Source organism: Saccharopolyspora hirsuta, assembly GCF_008630535.1.
GTDB lineage: Bacteria > Actinomycetota > Actinomycetes > Mycobacteriales > Pseudonocardiaceae > Saccharopolyspora > Saccharopolyspora hirsuta.
In genome coordinates this window covers 51932-70135 of sequence record NZ_VWPH01000018.1, presented here as the reverse complement: position 1 = coordinate 70135, position 18204 = coordinate 51932, and the positions used below count along the sequence as shown (strand labels likewise).

The 18204-nt window shown below is 72.4% G+C and carries 14 protein-coding genes; 8 read left to right on the top strand and 6 right to left on the bottom strand.

What is annotated here, in order from left to right; translation table 11 throughout:
- Window positions 1-23 precede the first annotated feature (23 nt).
- The 4 genes from F1721_RS31005 to F1721_RS30990 all read left to right on the top strand — a co-directional run bounded on the left by F1721_RS31005 (window position 24) and on the right by F1721_RS30990 (window position 3905).
- On the top strand, window positions 24-488 hold the full coding sequence (locus tag F1721_RS31005) for a DoxX family protein (RefSeq protein WP_150070382.1): 465 nt from the start codon (window positions 24-26) through the stop codon (window positions 486-488).
- 124 nt (window positions 489-612) lie between these two features.
- The gene (locus tag F1721_RS31000) at window positions 613-2184 is read left to right on the top strand and encodes an alpha/beta hydrolase (protein WP_246155412.1); all 1572 of its coding nucleotides are present in this window, start codon (window positions 613-615) and stop codon (window positions 2182-2184) included.
- A gap of 303 nt (window positions 2185-2487) precedes the next feature.
- Window positions 2488-2949, top strand: coding sequence for a hypothetical protein (locus F1721_RS34635; protein ID WP_170301662.1), 462 nt, complete (start codon window positions 2488-2490; stop codon window positions 2947-2949).
- A 377-nt stretch (window positions 2950-3326) separates the two neighbouring features.
- On the top strand, window positions 3327-3905 hold the full coding sequence (locus F1721_RS30990; protein ID WP_246155411.1) for a TMEM165/GDT1 family protein: 579 nt from the start codon (window positions 3327-3329) through the stop codon (window positions 3903-3905).
- Between the two features lie 121 nt (window positions 3906-4026).
- On the opposite strand, the gene F1721_RS30985 is transcribed toward F1721_RS30990, so the two are convergent.
- Window positions 4027-4416: a hypothetical protein gene (locus F1721_RS30985; protein WP_150070380.1), complete on the bottom strand. Its 390-nt coding sequence runs from the start codon at window positions 4414-4416 to the stop codon at window positions 4027-4029.
- Between the two features lie 257 nt (window positions 4417-4673).
- On the opposite strand from F1721_RS30985, the gene F1721_RS30980 reads away from it, so the two are divergent.
- Together F1721_RS30980 and F1721_RS30975 are read left to right on the top strand one after the other, a co-directional pair.
- Window positions 4674-5420, top strand: a complete 747-nt coding sequence (locus F1721_RS30980; RefSeq protein WP_150070379.1) for an IclR family transcriptional regulator — start codon at window positions 4674-4676, stop codon at window positions 5418-5420.
- Window positions 5421-5514: 94 nt separating this feature from the next.
- A complete protein-coding gene (locus tag F1721_RS30975) occupies window positions 5515-6570 on the top strand; it encodes a saccharopine dehydrogenase family protein (RefSeq protein WP_150070378.1) in 1056 nt (351 codons plus the stop codon).
- A 111-nt stretch (window positions 6571-6681) separates the two neighbouring features.
- Here the strand turns inward: F1721_RS30975 and F1721_RS30970 are convergent, their stop codons facing one another.
- On the bottom strand, window positions 6682-7242 hold the full coding sequence (locus F1721_RS30970) for a VOC family protein (RefSeq protein ID WP_150070377.1): 561 nt from the start codon (window positions 7240-7242) through the stop codon (window positions 6682-6684).
- Between the two features lie 83 nt (window positions 7243-7325).
- Here F1721_RS30970 and F1721_RS30965 point away from each other — a divergent pair, with 83 nt between their 5' ends.
- Window positions 7326-7811 (top strand): GNAT family N-acetyltransferase, encoded by a 486-nt coding sequence (locus F1721_RS30965; protein WP_150070376.1) that lies wholly within the window; start codon window positions 7326-7328, stop codon window positions 7809-7811.
- Here F1721_RS30965 and F1721_RS30960 read toward each other — a convergent pair.
- The 4 genes from F1721_RS30960 to F1721_RS30945 all read right to left on the bottom strand — a co-directional run bounded on the left by F1721_RS30960 (window position 7792) and on the right by F1721_RS30945 (window position 16704).
- Complete coding sequence (locus F1721_RS30960; RefSeq protein ID WP_246155421.1) at window positions 7792-9033, bottom strand: TIGR02679 family protein; 1242 nt, start codon at window positions 9031-9033, stop codon at window positions 7792-7794. The genes F1721_RS30965 and F1721_RS30960 overlap by 20 nt on opposite strands.
- Window positions 9034-9767: 734 nt before the next feature.
- Complete coding sequence (locus F1721_RS30955) at window positions 9768-13865, bottom strand: TIGR02680 family protein (protein WP_150070374.1); 4098 nt, start codon at window positions 13863-13865, stop codon at window positions 9768-9770.
- Window positions 13862-15073: a TIGR02678 family protein gene (locus tag F1721_RS30950; protein ID WP_150070373.1), complete on the bottom strand. Its 1212-nt coding sequence runs from the start codon at window positions 15071-15073 to the stop codon at window positions 13862-13864. The genes F1721_RS30955 and F1721_RS30950 overlap by 4 nt, the downstream gene beginning before the upstream one ends.
- Complete coding sequence (locus F1721_RS30945; RefSeq protein ID WP_150070372.1) at window positions 15070-16704, bottom strand: TIGR02677 family protein; 1635 nt, start codon at window positions 16702-16704, stop codon at window positions 15070-15072. Before F1721_RS30945 ends, F1721_RS30950 begins: the two co-directional genes overlap by 4 nt.
- 144 nt (window positions 16705-16848) lie before the next feature.
- Here F1721_RS30945 and F1721_RS30940 point away from each other — a divergent pair, with 144 nt between their 5' ends.
- Window positions 16849-17799: a cobalamin biosynthesis protein gene (locus F1721_RS30940; RefSeq protein ID WP_150070371.1), complete on the top strand. Its 951-nt coding sequence runs from the start codon at window positions 16849-16851 to the stop codon at window positions 17797-17799.
- The last annotated feature ends 405 nt before the right edge of the window (window positions 17800-18204 follow it).

The following is an 18204-nucleotide window of genomic DNA, read 5'->3' as shown; positions in this document are numbered from 1 at the left end:
AAATTGCCGAAGGGGACGCTCGAGTGGAACCGCTCATCACCCTCGTCGTCGTGACCGCACTGCTGCTCGTGGCCGGTGCTGCCGGAGCGCGGCGGTTGCGCCCCTGGCCGGTGGCCGTCCGCGGCGGGCTCGCCGCCATGTTCGTGCTGACCGGCGTCGTCCACTTCATCTACCTGCGGGAAGAGCTGATCGCGATGGTCCCGCCAGCGCTGCCCGCACCGGGCCTGCTCGTGACCATCACCGGCGTGCTCGAACTGCTCGGCGCGGCGGGGCTGCTCCTGCGGCGGACCGCGCCGTGGGCCGCGGCCGGGCTCGCCGCGCTGCTGGTGGTGATGTTCCCCGCGAACGTCCACGAAGAGCTCACCGACCCGGCCGGTTCGCTGCTGGGACGAACGCTGATGCAGATCGTCTTCCTGGCGGCGGCGATCTCGGTCGTCGTGCACCACCTCCGCGATCGTCCGAACAGGACGGCCGAAACGCCCCGCTGACACCGGGATTCGGCCGAATACCGCGTTTCCGGCCGCGCGAGGTTCGTGCATTCTGCGGTGTGGCGGCCGCCGTTCCGGCTGTTGACTCCAGCTCGGAGTTGGCAGGCGGAACGAGGAGGCGCGCGTGGGGGCGCATTCGGGTCGATCGAGCAGGGTGCTGGCGGTCGCGGCGGCCGCGCTGGTCGCGGGCACCGGGGTGGTGGCGCCCGTCGCGGCCGAACCGGCCGGGGCGAAGCCGGTTTCCTGGAAGAAGTGCGCTCCAGCGGACCTGGAAGGAGTTCCGGTCACGCAGCGGTACCTCTTCCGCTGCGCCACCTACCCGGTGCCGATCGACCACGACGACCCGAGCAAGGGCACCGTCGGCCTGGCGATGATGCGGCGGGAGGCGACGAACCCGGACGAGCGCATCGGCTCGCTCTTCCTCAACCCGGGCGGCCCCGGCGGCAGCGGGTACAACCGGCCCACGACGGCGGCCGACCGCTTCGACCCCGAGGTGCTGGAGCGCTTCGACATCATCGGCTTCGACCCGCGCGGGGTGAACCGGAGCGACCCGCTGCGCTGCTTCAAGTCGGCGAAGCAGGCCGAGGACGTGCTGGGCCGGATCTCGTCGGTGCCGGTCACCGAGGAGCAGATCGACACCACCCTGGACGCCTACCAGGAGTACGGCGAGTCCTGCGAGAAGAACGCCGGTGAGCTGCTGCGGCACATGTCCACTAAGGACGTCGCGCGGGACCTCGACCTGATGCGGCAGGGCGTGGGCGATGACAAGCTCAACTACGTCGGCTTCTCCTACGGCACCCTGCTCGGCGCGACCTACGTCAACCTGTTCCCGGAGCGCAGCCGCGCGATCGTGCTCGACGGCAACGTCGACCCGGCGCTGCGGACCGCCGACGGCGTCCAGTACGACCGCGAACGCGCGCAGGGCTTCGAGCTGGCGCTGGACGGATTCCTGCAGCGCTGCGCGGAGAACCCGACGAAGTGCGCCTTCGCCGAGGGCGACCCGCGGGCGAAGTTCGACGAGATCCGCGACCGGCTGCGGGAGGGTCCGATCACCATGCCGGACGGCACGGAGATCACCCTCGACCAGTTCACCGACAGCACCGGCAGCGCGCTCTACGACCCGGAGAAGTACCGGCAGCTCGCCACCGACCTGCAGGCGCTGCACCGCCAGCTGCACCCGAAGCCCGGACTGGTCCCGGAACTGCTGACGCTGCTGAACGTGCCGACCTCGCTCGGCCGCCTCGACGCCGACTCCGGCTACGTCGACGACAGCTACTTCGCGGTGAACTGCACGGACAAGCCGATCCCGCACGATCCCGAGCGGGTCGCGGACATCGCGGCGGAGTGGGAGGCCGAGTCGCCGACCTTCGGCCGCTCGCAGGCCTTCAGCGACGTGGCGGGTTGCTCGATGTGGCCGAAGACCAACCCGGACGTGCACCGCGGGCCGTGGGCGCACCAGGCGGAGAACCCGGTCCTGCTGTTCGGCAACCGCTTCGACCCGGCGACGCAGTACGAGTTCTCCCGCCGGATGGAGCAGCAGCTGGGCAACGCCCGCCTGGTCACCGTCGACGCGCACGGCCACTGCATCCTGGGCCGCAGCTCCTGCGCGGACACGATCACGACGAACTACCTGGTGGACCTGCAAGTCCCGCAGCCGGGCCAGACCTGCCAACCGGACCAGCAACCGTTCAACTGAGGAACCGAAAAGACCCCCGCCCGAGGAGAAGGGCGGGGGTCTTCTTCCGTTGGGGTCGACACGCCGGTCGCCTCTGCGGCGAGTGGCGCGACGCGGCTCCAGCCGGACGGTATTCCGCGAAGGCAATAGTTGAGGCCCGGGGGACACGGGCGCATCGACCAGACTGTTCAACGGGTGGGTGCGGGCCGGTGTTCCGAGATCTGGTGTGAGCCGCCCCTCACTCGATCGAGATCCCGTCCCGACACGCGACGGTTCGGCGCTTGACTGCAGGGGTTGCGCCGCTCCCGGTCTTAGCTTCGAGACATGGATTTCCACAACGAGATTCGAGTCGGACAGCACACCTACGGGATCAGCGCGAAGGGCGAGCCCGCCAGCGAGGACCAACCGGCCAGCGTGGCGGTGGAGTTCACCGGAGCGGACGCCGACGGTCGCGTGGTGGCGGAGGGCAACCTCGTGATCGCCGTCGACGGGCTCGGCGACGCCAGCGCCTTCCTCACCCGGACCTTGGACGGCCTGGCGGCGCTGCACGCGCCGTGGGCGAGCGGGCGCGGGCGACCACGCCCGCCGAACGCCGGGCGGCCGTGGACCGAAGCCGACGGCGAGCTGCTGCGGGAGCGGTGGCTGAGCGCGCTCGGCGAGTCGGCGGGGCGCCTGGCCGGGGAGCTCGCCGAGGAGCTCGGGCGCACCCGGGCCGCGGTGCGCGCCCAGCTGCCCAGGCTGGGGTGCGACCCGGACGTGCCGGGGCGGCCCCTCGGGCAGTCCTGACGTCGGCGCAGGTCGCGGCCGGTCCTGCTGAATTCCGGAGAAACGCGGTTCGCGATTCGGGAAAAGGTCGAATGGCGCGGCGAAATCCGGGTTTGCGGCGAGCCGAAAAAGCGAATTGGTGAATCGGAACGAGCATTTTGGTCGCGGTGTTCGGATCGGGTTTTGGATTTTCCCGGGAAAGGAGGTAGTGTTCCGGATCGGAGAAGGGGAGTAGTCCGCAATACCGCGGTCGACATGCTGGTGCCCGTTCGGTGCGCACCCGGTCGCGGAGCCTTGGATTCGAGGTGGGCGAGACCTTCGGAACCGGCAATGGCATGCCGGGCCGAAGTTGCTGCGCGCCTTCGTCCTGGCCGTGATCGGAAGAGGTGGCATTCGTCGTGCTGGGCAGTCTTGCGCTGAGTTCGGTGGCGATCTTCGTGGCCGAGCTCGGGGACAAATCCCAATTGATGGCGATGACCTTCGCGACCCGCTACCGCGCGTGGCAGGTGCTGCTCGGCATCACCGTCGCCACCACCCTGGTGCACGCGGTTTCGGTCGCGCTGGGCTTCGGGATGGGCGAACTGCTGCCGACCGAGTGGATCGCCCTCATCGCGGGAGTCGCGTTCCTCGGGTTCGCCGCGTGGACGCTGCGCGGTGATCACCTGACCGAGGAGGAGAAGCGGAAGGCCTCGCAGCGCGTCGGCTCGGCGGTGCTGGTGGTGACCGTCGCCTTCTTCCTCGCGGAGCTGGGCGACAAGACGATGCTGGCCACGGTCACGCTCGCCACCCACCACGACTGGCTCGGCACCTGGATCGGCTCGACGATCGGCATGGTGGTGGCCGACGCGCTGGCCATCGGAGTGGGCCTGCTGCTCGGCAAGCACCTGCCGGAGCGGGCGATCCGCTACGGAGCGGCGGCCCTCTTCGCCATCTTCGGCACCTGGCTCATCGTCGACGCGGCCCTCGCCCTGGCGTGACCGCGGCGGAACGAAGGAGCGGGTGCGATCCCAGAAGGAATCGCACCCGCTCCGCGGTTCGCACCGGCGCTCAGTTTCCGCGCCGCCGCGCAAACCAGCCGCTGGAACTATCGAAGAATCGTCAGCACTTCTCGAAGGTGGCGGAGGCGGAGCGGTAGGTGGCCCCGGTGGAGCTGACCGTTTCCGTGTAGACCTCGACCGTGCCGCCGGTGTTGCACGGGGCCTTGGCGGTCAGGTTGATCTCGGTGCCGCTCTGGGCCAGTTCGCCGATGACCTTGGGGGTCGCGTCCTTCTGGGCCACGACGATGCGGACGTTGACCGTCGCCGTGTTCAGGCAGCCGGTGCGCCCGCCGTTGGCGACCAGCGTGTTGCCCTCGCGCGTCGGTTGGTAGGCGAAGAGCGCGCACGCCGGGGATTGTTCGGGGGTGGCGGCGATCGCCGGGACAGCGGGCGCGAGCGCGAACGCGGTGAGCGCGGCCGCAACGCCGAACAGGACGGGTGAACGTCGCATTCCGATGCCTTCTTTCCGTCTGCCGAATTGCCAACAGGGGCATCGGAAGTCGATCACCCGGCCTGATCGCTGTCAATTCGGGGTCGAGAGGGGGAGAATTTTTCACCCGGCCGAGTAGCTCCATTCGGCGTGTCGGCCGCGTTTGCATTCCGCGCATTTCTCCGCGGGACCGATGGAATATGAACCCGAATCATGTATCGGCCATGCAATATGTGCAATGGGTCTGTTAATCTTGCGCCTCGGTCGAGGGGGTGCGCATGTCCAAGACGGTCGCCAAGGCGGTCCACGTGCTCCGGTCCCTCGCCGAGGCGCCCAAGACCATCGCCGAGCTGGCGCGGGAGCTGGGCGTGCACAGCTCGTCCGCGCTGCGCATGGTGCAGCCGCTCGTCGACGGCGGGTTGATCGCCCGCGGTCCGGACGGCCGGTACCGGCTCGGGCTCCGGCTGGTCGAACTCGGCCAGCAGGTGCTCGACGAGATGGACCTGCGGGTGGTGGCCCGACCGCACCTGGTCGCGCTCGCCGATGCGACCGGCGCGACGGTGCACCTGGCCCAGCTGGTGGACGACCAGATCGTCTACGTGGACAAGATCGAGGGCGCGGCGACGATCCGCACCTGGTCGCGCATCGGCCGGGCGGTGCCGCTGCACACCGCGGCCGTCAGCAAGGTGATCCTGGCCGCGCTGCCCGCGCCGCACCGCGACCGCCTGCTGGCCGCGCACACCTTCACCCGCTTCACCGAGCGCACCATCACCGACCCGGCCGAGTTCCGCGAGCACCTCGAAGCGGTCGCGCGCCTCGGCTACGCCACCGACCGGGCCGAGTTCGAGCCGCTGGTGCACTGCACCGGCGTCGCGATCCCGGACGCGACCGGCCAGCTGGGGGCGGCGATCTCGCTGACCACCGTCCGCGCCGCGGCCGACCAGCCCGCGGCGGACAACCCGCTCCACCGGTTGCGGGAGGCGGCCAACGCGATCGCCACCGCGCTCGGCCGCCCGCTGCGCTGACCGCTCGGGTGATCGACGGAACTCCTGGCAACCCGTGACCCCGCCAACGGGTGTTCGTTAGCAGGATGTTCGGTCGTACCCGGAGAGGATCGCGATGACCTGGATGATCTACGGCGCGAGCGGCTACACCGGTCGGCTGGTCGCGGACCTGGCGATCGACCGCGGCGAACGCCCGGTGCTGGCCGGTCGGGACCCGGCGAAGGTCGCCGCGGTGGCCACCCCGCGCGGCCTGCCGCACCGGACCTTCGACCTGGCCGACCCCGACGCGGTGGACGCGGGCCTGCGGGGCATCGACGTCGTCGCGCACTGCGCCGGGCCGTTCTCCGCCACCTCGGCGGCGATGGTCGACGGCTGCCTGCGGGCCGGTGCGCACTACCTGGACATCACCGGCGAGATCGACGTGTTCGAGTCGGTGTTCGCGCGCCACGAGGAAGCCCGCAGCGCGGGCTCGGTGCTGCTGCCCGGCGCCGGTTTCGACGTGGTGCCGACCGACTGCCTGGCCGCGATGGTCGCCGCCGAGCTGCCCACCGCGACCCATCTGGACCTGGCCTTCCAGGCCAGCGGCGGGATCAGCGGCGGCACCTTGAAGAGCGCGCTGGAGGGTGCGGCGGTGGGCGGCCGGGCCCGCATCGACGGCGAGGTGCGGGTGGTGCCGCTGGCGTGGCGGCGCCGGGAGGTGCCGTTCCCGTCCGGTCCGCGGCGGGTGACCTCGCTGCCCTGGGGCGATGTGAGCACGGCCTACCGCAGCACCGGGATCGGCAACATCACCACGTTCGCCCACCTGCCCGGCCTGGACCGGGTGGGTCACCGGTCGAGCCGGTTGTCCCAAGCGCTGATGCGCACGCACGTGGTGCAGCGGCTGGGCAAGGCGGCGATCGGCGCGGTCGTGCGCGGTCCGGGCCACGCCGCCCGCTCGCGCAGCTGGGTCGAGGTGTACGCCGAGGCCACCGACGACTCCGGGCGCAGCGTCTCAGCGGCGCTGATCGGCCCGGACACCTACGACCTCACGGCGGACTCCGTCCTGCGCGCGGTCAACGCCCTGCAGTCCGCACCGCCGACCCCCGGCGCCCACACGCCGTCCACGGCGTTCGGCGCGGACTTCGTCCGCCGCCTCCACGGAGTCCGCATCATCGAACCCGCCCGCCGCTGACGACCGGCCGCGGCACTCGAGGCCGCAGTTTCAACTGAAACTGCGGTTCGTTCCCCACGGGATTTGCAGTTTCAATTGAAACTGCGGTTGGTGGGCCGACGGCCTCGGTGGTCATTCGGCGAGGAGGCGGAGGCGGCCTCCGGGGTCGGATTCCGCGGCGAGGAACTCCAGGTGGGGGCCTTCGCCGGAGGTCGGGTGCAGGGCGGAGAACTCGGGGCTGTCGCCGGTGAGGTCCATGCCGGTGATCTCGGCCCAGCTGCGGGCCAGCGCGCGCGGGTCCGGGGTGTCGACCACGACCGCGGCGACCGGGCCGGTGCGCTCGTAGACCTTGCGGGGTTCGAGCACGCACAGCTCGTTGCCCTCGATGTCGGCCATCACCACCCAGGGCACGTCGCTGCTCTGGTCGATGTCGGCGAACCGGGCACCGGCGTTGAACAGCCGCTCGACGATCTTGTTCTGGTCGTCGTGCGATCCGCTGCGCAGGTCCAGGTGCACGCCGTTCTTGCCGGTCTTGGCCGTCGCGCCCGGCACGAACCGCAGCTCGACGCCCGGGCCGACGGGACGCACGGTGGTCCCCGACCCGGCGTCGAGGTCCCAGTCGAGCGCGTCGGCCCACCACCGCGCGAGCCGCTGCGGCTCCTGCGCCGAGAACTCCACGACCACCGGTGCCATAGTCGAAAACTACCCCAATCGCCCGATCGGGACCGGTGGAGAGAACTGGCGCGCGGTCGTCCCGGTGGGCGAAGCTACTGGTCGTGCGAGTGCGTGACGCTGATCCTCGGGACTGGCCGTCGATCTGGCCCTTCATGCGGGACATCGCGGCGGCGGGGGAGACCTTCTCCTGGGACCGCGACATCTCCGAGCAGCGGGCCCGGCAGCGCTGGTTCCCGGCGCCGCCGGGCCGCACGGTGGTGGCGGTGGACGGCGGCACCGTGCTCGGCACCGCGGTGTCCGGGCCGAACCACGAGGGCCCGGCCGGGCACGTCGCGACCGCGAGCTTCATGGTCGACCCGGCGCACGCCGGGCGAGGTGTCGGTCGCGCGCTGGGGCAGCACGTGCTGGACCGGGCGCGGGCCGACGGGTTCCGCGCCATGCAGTTCAACGCCGTGGTGGAGACCAACACCCGGGCGGTCGCGCTGTGGCGCTCGCTGGGCATGGAGATCGTCGCCACGCTGCCGCAGGCCTTCCGCCACCCGGAGCACGGCTACGTCGGCCTGCACGTCATGTACCAGCTGCTGTGAGCCCGGCCCGGAGGTCGGCGAGGAGCGCCGGCAGCACGACCTCCTCCTCGACGGCGCGCGCCGCGGTGGACATGAGCTCGGCCAGCGCCGGATCCCACGGAGTCCCCACCGGAGCGCCGACGAGGTTCGGCAGGTCGGTGCGGTCCGCGGCCGCCCGGTCGAGCGCCTCGCGGTAGTCCCCGGCCGACATCCGCCACGGCCGGACGCCGTGGTGCTCCCAGAGCGATCGGGTGATGCCGACACCGGCCCAGTCGAAGTCCCCGTGGTGGTGCAGCGTCGCGCCGTCGGCGACCAGCCGGTCCAGCAGGGTCAGCGCGACGGTCGTCGGATGGCCGGACAAGCACACCACGGGGTGCTCGATGCGCTCCTCGGCGGCGGACTCCAGCACTCGCGGGTTCTCGCACACGGCGACGGCGGTACCGGGCTCGACCAACCGCGCCGGAGCGGTGCGCAGGTCGAGGTGGGTCAGGTGCGCCGGGAGCCCGATCGCGAACCGCTGCCGGACGCTGCGCGACCAGTCATCGGAACCGGCCAGCGGCAGAGCCCAGCAGAGCACGGTCGCGGAAACAGCGTCGAGCGTGACCCCGCAGCGCTCCCACAAAGCCCGCCGCTCCCGCTCGTTGCCGGGCGATTCGACACCGTGGGCCAACGCAGCGGCCTTGAGCACGACCCGGCTCAACGTCGTGCCGTTGTCGAGCTGGTGCGCTCCACCAACCCTCGCGGCGAGCTCGCCGCGCGAGATCCACGTCTCGGGCGCGCGGTCCAGGGCGAGCGCGGACAGGACTCCGGCGGCGCGCCGCGCGATGGTGGGCAGTTCGTCGGCCGCGACCCGCCCGTACTGGTGGATCCACTGCATCCACGGCGCGGCCCAATCCGCATCGGCGAGCCCGCGCTCCGCCAGCGCCGAGCGCAGCGTCTCGACCGTCGGATCCTGCTGCTCGTCGGCCGAACCGGACTCGCGTTGTCCCACCGGCCGCCCGTGCAGGATCTCCAGAACTTCTGCGAGCTCCAACCCGAACCGGCTCCCGCGCACTGCGGAGTCCAATTTGGACACGCTGATCCGAGTCCCCTGTCCCCACATCGGCCGCCCGTAGACCTCGCCGACGAGCCTTCGAGCTTCGTCGTCGGGCAACTCCAACCGAAACGTCGCCGGAGGCTTAGGTGACTCCAACGCCTCTCGTGCCTTCTCCCACAACCCGCGCAGGGCCTCGACTCCCCACACAGCGCGAACGTCGTCCGCAACGCCCACCTGACAACCTCCCCGCTCGCCGTTGTTCCCGAAGCATCATGGGCGAACGCTTTCTCGCGCCCGCCAAGGGGTTCGGGCCGTGCGCCGTGACCGGACCATCGGTGGTGATACCGGGTGGAGTTGGTGCGGAGGGGTGCCGCGGGGTGCGGGGTTGCTTTCGGGTTCGAAGCGGTAGGGGGTTGCGTTGGGTGACGCAATTTCAATCGAAATTGGCACCGTTGCGTTTTCGGCGGAACCCGCGGTGGTGAGGTGCGCCAATTTCAATCGAAATCACGGCCCTCACCGCCGCTCCGAAGGAGGTGATATCCGGTTCCCGGTGGGATCGGGGCGTCGCCTTGGGAGCAGTCGAGGCTCCGATCGCACGGTCTGGGGTCCGCCGGTAGCGTCGGTACCAGGGGTGCCGCCAGCGGACATCACCACCGACCGCCGCCCGCCGAGCGCGAAGTGGTGACGACTGCAATTTCGATTGAAATTGCCCACCTCGGCACCGCAGGTTGCGTCGGGAACGGTGCAATTTCGATTGAAATTGCGTCACCCCGAGCCGAGCACCCACCGCTTTGAACCCGACGTGACCCGGCACCCAACGGCACCTCTCCGCGCCAACCCCACCCCGGTATCACCGCTGCGCCCCAAGCCGCACCACAGCGCCGCTGATCCTTGGGGTCCCGCGTTGCGCCGATTTCGCACGAAATCGGCGCAACGTCGCGTCAGGCGTCCGTGCGGTGGAGGGCCGTGCCCGTCCAGGTCGTGTGGGTGCAGGCGATGCCGTGGCCGCTGCGGGGGCGGAGGACGTCGTAGATGTGCATCTTCGGGATCTTCGGCGAGACTCCCCAGCCGCTGGGCCAGGTGATCAGCCAGTCCATGTCCAGGTCGACCAGCAGGCCCAGCATGCGCGCGATCGTCGGGTCGTCCAGGCGCTCGAACGCCTCGTCCAGCAGCACCAGGCGCAGCGGGCCGCGGCCGTCCGAGGAGACGCTGACCGCGTCGTAGAACGCCGCCGCTGCCGCGAACAGCGTCACGTACGAGATCAGGCGCGTTTCGCCGGAGGACAGCTGGCGCAGGCGCCGCACCCGGGGTTTGCCGTCCGGGCCGGTGTCGCGGACCCGCACGGTGAACGCGAACCAGGAGCGGTAGTCCAGCGCTCGGGCCAGGATCTCCGCGTAGCCGCCGGACGTGCTGTCCCGCTCGGCCTCGATGAGGTCGGTGAACACCCGGCGCAGCAGGCTGTCCTGGTCGTCGCTGCGGTCCGCGAACGGGGTGCGCACCAGGTCGATCGCCTGCTTGATGTCGTCGCCCAGCGCCGCCGACGGCTGCCAGTCCAGCTGGACGTGCACGCCCTGGCTGGAGCGGGCGCCGTCGAGCACCTCGTTCATCCGCTTGCACAGGTCCTCGGCGATGGACATCTGCCCGCGCAGGCGCTCCGCCAGGTCGCGGATCAGGTAGTCGGCGAAGATCGACTGGTAGCGCTCGTTGAGGTAGCCCCGCTGCTCGCCGAGCCGCTCGCCGACCCGGCGCGCCGCCTCGGCCACCGGCTGCGGCCCCTCCTCGCCGGTGACGGTCACCGTGAGCAGGCCGTGCTGGTCGGCGGCGGTGATGTCGTAGTTGCCGCTCAGCGAGTGCTGCAGGGTCTGCAGCCGGTTGAGCACGGTGGCCTCCGACGATCCGCGCCGCTCAGCGGAGGTGAGCAGCGCGGCGGCTTCGTCGAGCTCGGCGGGCAGCTCCTCGGCGACCTCGGCGGCCGACCACAGGCCGGGGATGCGCAGTGCCTGCTGGAAGGTCTCGGTCGCCGACGACGCGTCCTGCTCGCGGCCCGCCAGCTGCGACTGCTTGTTCTCCAGCTGGGTCTCCAGCCGCGCCGCGGCCTCGCGCAGCGAGCTGATCTGCTCCCGCGCCTGCGGCAGCTGCTTGCGCAGCTCGGCGCGCTCGCGCTCGAAAGCGCTCACCTTGTCCGAGATCTCCTGCGCCTCGCCGCCGACGGCCGAGGTCAGCTCGGCCAGCCCGGTGGCCTGCTCGGCGTACGCGGCACAGCGCTGCTCGGCCTGCGACTCGGCTTCCATCCGGTCGGCGATGGCGACGTCGTGGTGCAGGGAGATCTCCTGCAGGTCGGCCAGCGTCGGCAGGCAGCGCGACTCGATCGCCTCGCGCAGCGCGTCGATCCCGCTGCGGGCGTCGATGGCGGCCCGGTGCGCGGCGTCGAGCGCCCGCGTGTCGGCGGGCAGGTCCGCCTCGCCCGCCGAGCGCACCAGCTCGGCGTGCGCCGCCTGCCAGCGCTGGTCGGCGCTCTCGTGCTGCTCGCGCAGCTGCACCACCTTCTGCTCGCTGTCCGCGGCGGCCTCGATCGCGGTGGTCAGCTTCGCGTGCGCGGTGAGCAGGTCGCCGTCGTCCGGGTAGGACTCCAGGTGCTGCTCCAGCTCCGCCGCGTGCCCGGACGCCTCGCGGTGCCGCCGCTCGGCTTCGCCGATCTCGGCGCGCAGCCGCGCGAGGTCCTCCTCCAGCTCCGCGATGCGCCGCGCGCGGGCCGCTTCGCGGGCGCCCGCTCCGACGTACTCCGCGGCGTCCTTGCGCCATGCGCCGGACAGCACTCCGGCGCGCCAGGTTCCGTCGACCGACACCGAAAGCCCCGCACCGCCGTCGGTGGACACCGCGGCGAGCAGCGCGGCGACCCGCTCCGGTGGGACCGGGCAGTCCGTCACGGCGGCGGGGGAGAGCAGGTCGGCGAGCGTGCCGCCGGTGCTCGGGTCCGCGGGTTCGGCGAGCAGGTCGGCCAGGCCGGGCACCGCGCCGTCGGCGGTGACCCACGCGTTGAGCAGGCCGCTGGACTGCAGCGCCGCCTCCAGCCCCGCCCGGTCCTCCGGGCTCACCGACGGCTGGAAGTCGACCAGCTCGTAGAAGGCGCGGCCGCGGTTCGGGTCCCGCTCGGCGTCCGCCCAGCCGGGCCGGGCCGGGTGCTGCTCGTGACCGGCGCGGAGTTCGGCCAGCTCCTGCTCCCGGGTGCGGGATTCCGCGCGCAGCTCGGAGATCTCCTGCTCGACGGCGGACACCTGGCGGCGCGCTTCGTGCAGCTGCGGTCGCGCCCAGCGCCGCGCCTGCTCGCGGGCCTGCCGGGTCGCGGTGCGGTCCTCGGCGATCTCGTCGGCGGCGGGCGGTTCCGGCGCCGGGTCCTCCGCAGTGGACGGCCATGCGGCGGCCCACTTCTGCGCCCGCTCCACCCAGACCGCGGCCGCGTCGGAGAGCTCCTGCTGGGCCTGGTTGCGCCGCCCGGCCGCTTCGGTCGCGGTCAGCTGCGCCTGCCGGGCCAGCCGCTGCAGCTCGGAGACCTTGTCCTGCTCGGCGTCCAGCTCCACGGCCTGCTGGTGCAGCGCGAGCGTCAGCGCCGAGCGCTGCCGGGCGGCGGCGGCGATCTGCTGCGAATTCGCCACCACAGCGCGGAATTCCGCGGCGAGCGACTCGGCGTCCAGCTGCGGTGCGACGGCGCGCTGCACCGCCTCCGGCACGGCATCCGGCTCCGGCGAGGTGCGCACCTCGGCCTGCTCGGCGCGCAGCTCCGCGGCCGGGATCGCCGGTGGTCGCGGCACCAGCGATCCGTCCAGACCCGCGGTGGACAGCTGCTGCGCGGCTCGCGCGGCCGCCTGACCGGCTGCCTCGGTGTCACCGGACAACCGCCGCAGCACGCCCACGAGCGACTCCGCCGACCGGTGCTCCTGCGCGCGGTGCTTGGCCGCGGTGTCCAGCGCGGACACCGCCGAGCTGCGGGCGCTCTCCACCAGCTGCTCGCGGTCGCGCAGGTTCTGCAGCTCGGAGTAGGCGGGGTGGGAGCGCAGGGCGTCGATGCTGGACTCCAGCTCGGCCTCGCGCTGCTCCAGCTCGGCGATCGTCCGCTCCGCGGTCTCCCGGTCCTGCTGCTTGTCGGCGACCTGCTTCTCCAAGCTGGAGAGCTCCTTGCGCAGCGCCCGCAGCTTCTGCTGGGCGGTGCGCATCGCCTCGGCCCGGTCGCGCAGCGCGCCGAACGCGTAGCCGGAGTAGGTGGACAGGAACGCCGTCAGCGCCTTGTCCGCTCCGGTCAGCCGGACGATGTTCTCCCGGATCGACTCCAGGTCGTCGAAGGAGGTGGCCAGCCGCTCGATCAGACCGGCGTCCAGCGGCGGGAGGGCGTCGGAGAGGATCTGCTCCAGCTGCCCCTCCAGCACCTTCAGCCCGACGTCGGGGTTGCGCAGCGTGCGCTGCAGGTGCAGCAGGTCGCCGTAGCGGGCGGCGGGCACGCCGTAGACGGTGGCCGCGACCTTGGCGCGGAACGCCTGGTCGTCCAGCACGCAGTCGGCGCCGAGCAGGTCGCGCAGCTGCGCCGAACCCAGCGGCACCCGGTCCGCGCCGACCAGGTGCAGGTTGATGCCCACCCGGCGGCTGGTGATGAACCGCCACGAGTCGCTGATCGACTGCGAGGTCTTGGAGGCCTTCACCCCGACCCCGCAGGTCAGGAATTCCTCGCCGCCGTCGGGGTTCTCCCGGCGCAGCTCGATCCAGGCGTAGCCGATCCGGTTCGGCCCGCCCGGGTACTCGTCGAGCATCAGCCGCCGGATGCTGACCGTGTCGAAGCCCTTGGACCCCAGCTGCCGCAGATCGCCGTCCAGGCACAGCGGCAGCAGCAGCTCCAGGGTGCGGGACTTGCCGGAACCGTTGGTGCCCTGGAAGATCGCCCGCCCGCCGTCGAGGTCGAAGGTCGTCTCGGCGTACTGCCAGATGTTGACGATCCCGCCGCGGTGCAGCCGCCAGCGGTTCGCCGCGGCCCCCGTGCTCTCCTGGCTCACCGCTGTTCCCCCTGCTCCTCGTCCAACACCATCTCGTCAAACAGCGACCAGCCCGGTGGCTCCGGCGCGGGCGGCTCCGGCTCCCGGTTCGGCGCCGGGGTGGCGTCCGGCTGCGGCAGCCAGCGGTGCGCGGCCGGACCGAGCAGCCAGCTCCCGCCGGCGTCCTGCAGCAGGCCGAGCCGACGCAGCAGCGCCACCACGGAGTGCACCAGCTCCTGGTGGTCCTCGGTGGCCGCCCGGGACCACGCGGCAGGGTAGGCGTCGACCAGCTCCTGGCACACGTCGGTGAGATCCTGCCAGGTCACCGGGTGCTTCCCGGCGGCGTCCGGATCGGACCGGGACAGCAGCTCCGGCAGCGCCAGCAGCGCGATGCGGGCCACCGTGCCGGGTCCCGGGAAGGCCACGTCGGTCAGGTAGTCCTCCGGGTCGCAGACCACCACGCCCTCGGCGCGGCACTCGCTGACCAGCCCGAAGAACCGCTCCAACCGGCGGGATTCGCCGGTCACGTGCTCGCGCAGCCAGCTCGCCTGCTCGGCCGGGAGATCGCTGTAGAGCACCACCGGGTCCTCGACCAGCCGCCGCCGCACCGCGTGCTCGATGTTGCGGGGCCCGGCCGCTCCGGCCAGCTCGATCAGCTGCGCGGGGCTGTCGGCCTCGGCGAGCGGTCCGGCGACGAGCTGCCCGAGCAGGTCGGTGTCGATGGTGATCAGCGCTTCCGCGGACGACTCGGCGGTGACCGAGCCCTCGGTCTCGGTGATCACGCCCAGCGCCACCAGCTGCCGCAGCGCGGCGGTGAGCGCGCGCCGGTCCGCCGGGTCGTCGACCACGCTGATCTCGGCTTCCGCCGCGGCGGCGCGGACGTCGCTGACCAGCCGCGAGAGCAGCACCTGGCGGCCGATGCCGGTCAGCGCGGCCAGCGTCAGCGCCAGGTAGGCGTAGCCGCGCGGGCTCAGCGACGCCTCGCCGCGGGTGGTGTCCTCGCCCGCGCCCGACTTGTACAGCCGGGCGAAGCGCCGCTCCACCACCAGCCGGTAGCCCAGCAGCGAGGAGAACACCTCCTGCAGCACCGCGCGCTGCCGGTAGATCATCGGCAGCAGGTCGCCGTCCGGGCCACCGGCGCGCAGCAGCGGGCGGCGCAGCAGCACCCGCGCGCAGCGGACGACGTTCGCCGCGTCGATGTCGGGCAGCTCGTCGAAGGTCGTGGTCATCGGGCGGCCCCCTGCTCCTGCGGGATCGCGCCGTCCCCGCTGAGTTCCAGCACCGTGTCGCGCAGCGTCAGCACACCCGCCGCGCTGGCGATCTCGGTGTGCTGCCCGGCCACCGGCCGCACGGTGACGCGCAGGCGGTGCACCGGGTCGAGCGCGGTGCCCTGCTCGTCGGAACCTTCGCGCTGCGCCATCGCCAGGGTCAGCAGCTCGCACAGCACGCCGAGCGCGTCGGGGGACAGCTGCTCCTCGCCCAGCCGCGGACCGGCCGCCGCGAGTTCCGCGACCGCTGCGCTGCGCTTCTGGTCGGCCTCGCGCGCTTGGGCGAGCAGGGTTTCCTCGGTCATCGGGTCGTCGAGCACCCGCGAGGTCCGGCCCCGCGCGCCGCGGTCGCCGCGGCTGCGCACGCTGACCGTGACGTCGAGGACCGGGCCGTCGCGCCAGGACACCTTGTCGTTGTCGGTGTCGTAGTCCGGCGCGGGCTGCAGGTGGCGGGCCGAGTGCAGGCCGAACGCGGCCGAGTACAGCTGGTGCGCGGTGGCGTCGTCGGCGCCGTCGAACCACTTCGCCAGCTTCAGCAGCTCGCCGCGGCGCCCCGGCACCAGCCCGCCGCCGGAGGTGGCCCGCTTCACGCTGGCCAGCAGCGAGCCGATGGCCCGCGCGGTGGCCTCCCGCAGCGCGGCGACCTGGCTGGGGCGACCCGGGGAGTCCACGAACCAGTCGGTGAGCTCCTGCCAGTCCGCCGCGGTGCGCCCGCGCGCCCGCTCCACGTCGGTGCCCAGCTGGTCGGCCGGGCCGAGCAGGCGCAGCAGCTCGCCGCGGACCCCGGCCAGGCCCGCCAGCGAACCGGCGATGGTCTCGGTGTGCCGCAGCACGTCCTCGACGACCATCTGGATGTACTCGACCAGCAGGTTCCGGAACCCGGAGATCTCCTCCGGCGCCAGCTGGTGGCGGGTCACCACCTGGCCCAGGTAGGCGTAGAAGTCGCGGACCGTGGCGGCCAGCTCCGCGTGCTGCAGGAACACCGTGGTGACCTGCTCGGCGAGCCGCTCCCGGGCCTGCCGCGCGGCCTTGGCCCGCGGGTCGCGGCCCTCGGCGGCCAGCGCCTCGGACAGCGCGCTGCCGATCCCGGCCAGCCCGCGGTCGATGGCGGGCAGCAGCTCACGGGACACCTCGCGCGCGCCCTCCGGCACCCGCAGCAGCGCGTCGACGTCCCGCTGGACGCGGACCGCGAGCTTGCTGACCTGGTAGCGCACGCTGCCGTGCTGGAATTCGGCGATGCTCGACGCGATCGTCTCGCGCCGACCCACCACCAGGTTGCCCCACTTCACCAGCCGCTTGAGCCGGTCGATGACGGTGTCCACATCGGACTCGCCGGGCGCCACCCGGCCCTCCCGCTCGGCGGCGGCCAGCGCGGCGCCCACCTCGCCCGCGGACAGGTCCGCCAGCAGCGTCGAGGTGAACAGCCGCATGATCGCCAGGTAGGTGCGGTGCTCGGGCGCCTGCAGGTAGGCGAACAGCTGCAGGCGCTGCCCGTCGTCGCGGGTGTCGTCGAGCGCGTGCGCAGGCACGTCCGCCGCGGTACCCGCGACGCCCGCGCGCAGCACATCGGCTTCGTGGTCCGGGGCCGTCACGGTCCGCCACGATATCCCGTGGGCCGGACACGGCCGGTCACCTGGCCATGCGGTGACCGGCCGCACCGGCCTCGGGGGTAGCGTTTCGGGGCAGCTTCGCGCGCGGGGGAGGCCCCGGCAGATCGATCTGGAGGAACGGCACCGGTGAGCGCGGGACGGGCGGTCGGACTCTTACTCGGCGTGGCCGCGGACGCGGCGCTCGGCGACCCGCAGCGCGGACACCCGGTCGCGGTCTTCGGCAAGGCGGCGCAGGCCGCCGAGCGCGTGCTGCACCGCGACCAGCGGTTCGCCGGGGTGATCTACACCGGGGTGCTGGTCGGCGGCACGGTCGGGCTGGGGGTGCTCGCGCAGCGGCTGTCGAAGCGCAGCCCGGTGCTGGAAGCGGCCGCGACCGGCCTGGTGACCTGGGTGGTGCTCGGCGGGTCCTCGCTGGCCGACGAGGGCACCGCGATGGCCCGGCTGCTCGACGCGGGTGAGATCGACGCGGCCCGCGACCGGCTGCGCAACCTGTGCGGCCGCGACTCCGCCGTGCTGGACGGCCAGGGGCTGGCCCGCGCCACTGTCGAGTCGGTGGCGGAGAACACCTCCGACGCCGTGGTCGCGCCCCTGGTGTGGGGTGCGGTCGCAGGCATCCCCGGGCTGGTCGCCTACCGCGCGGCGAACACCCTCGACGCGATGGTCGGCCACCGCTCGCCCCGCTACCGCAACTTCGGCTGGGCCTCCGCGCGGCTGGACGACCTGCTCAACCTGGTGCCCTCCCGCCTGGCGGCGGTGCTGACCTCGGCGTGCGCGCCGGTGGTCGGCGGCTCGGCCAAGGGTGCGTGGCGCACCTGGCGCCGGGACGCCTCGGCGCACCCGAGCCCCAACGCCGGGCAGATCGAGGCGGCCTTCGCCGGGGCGCTCCAGATCCGCCTCGGCGGCCGGACGGTGTACGGGCACGTCGTGGAGCAGCGCCCGGTGCTCGGCGAGGGCCGCACGGCGGACGCCGGTGACGTGACCCGCAGCGTCGAGCTCTCCCGTGTGATCGGCACCGTGACCGGTGTCCTGGCGGCGGGCTTCGCCCTGACCCGAGCCCTCCGCCGCAACCGCCGCTGACCCCCGTCTCAACCCCACCTGCTCCGACCTCCAGCCAGGACCCATGCGATTTCAATGAGGTTTTTCCAACCTCGTTCTGGGTGGCGGTGCCGGTGGCGGAACCTCAGCGCCCGCCTGGACTGCGGGTGCCCGGCTTTATGTATGCCAATACACGGCAGCCGGGCCGTCCTCGCCAGGCGAACGCTGAGAACCCGCGGCGGTGCGAGCTGCGAGGGTGGGTTATGCGCCTGCGGCGCATGCGACACCTGCCGACCGGTGCCGGTCGCCCTTCGCAGCTGCGGTCCACGGACAGGATGAAAAAGGCTCATTGAAATCGCATGAGTGGCCCGCAGCCGTCGGCGTGTCAGGCCACGACACGCCGTGAGGGGCGCAGTTTCAACTGAAACTGTGATCTGGCCTGCGGGA

Bases quoted from the DNA above. Each gene is read 5' to 3' on its own strand.
- F1721_RS30970 (WP_150070377.1), bottom strand. From the start codon at position 7,242: ATGGCACCGGTGGTCGTGGAGTTCTCGGCGCAGGAGCCGCAGCGGCTC.
- F1721_RS30980 (WP_150070379.1), top strand. From the start codon at position 4,674: ATGTCCAAGACGGTCGCCAAGGCGGTCCACGTGCTCCGGTCCCTCGCC.
- F1721_RS30985 (WP_150070380.1), bottom strand. From the start codon at position 4,416: ATGCGACGTTCACCCGTCCTGTTCGGCGTTGCGGCCGCGCTCACCGCG.
- F1721_RS30950 (WP_150070373.1), bottom strand. From the start codon at position 15,073: ATGACCACGACCTTCGACGAGCTGCCCGACATCGACGCGGCGAACGTC.
- F1721_RS30975 (WP_150070378.1), top strand. From the start codon at position 5,515: ATGACCTGGATGATCTACGGCGCGAGCGGCTACACCGGTCGGCTGGTC.
- F1721_RS34635 (WP_170301662.1), top strand. From the start codon at position 2,488: ATGGATTTCCACAACGAGATTCGAGTCGGACAGCACACCTACGGGATC.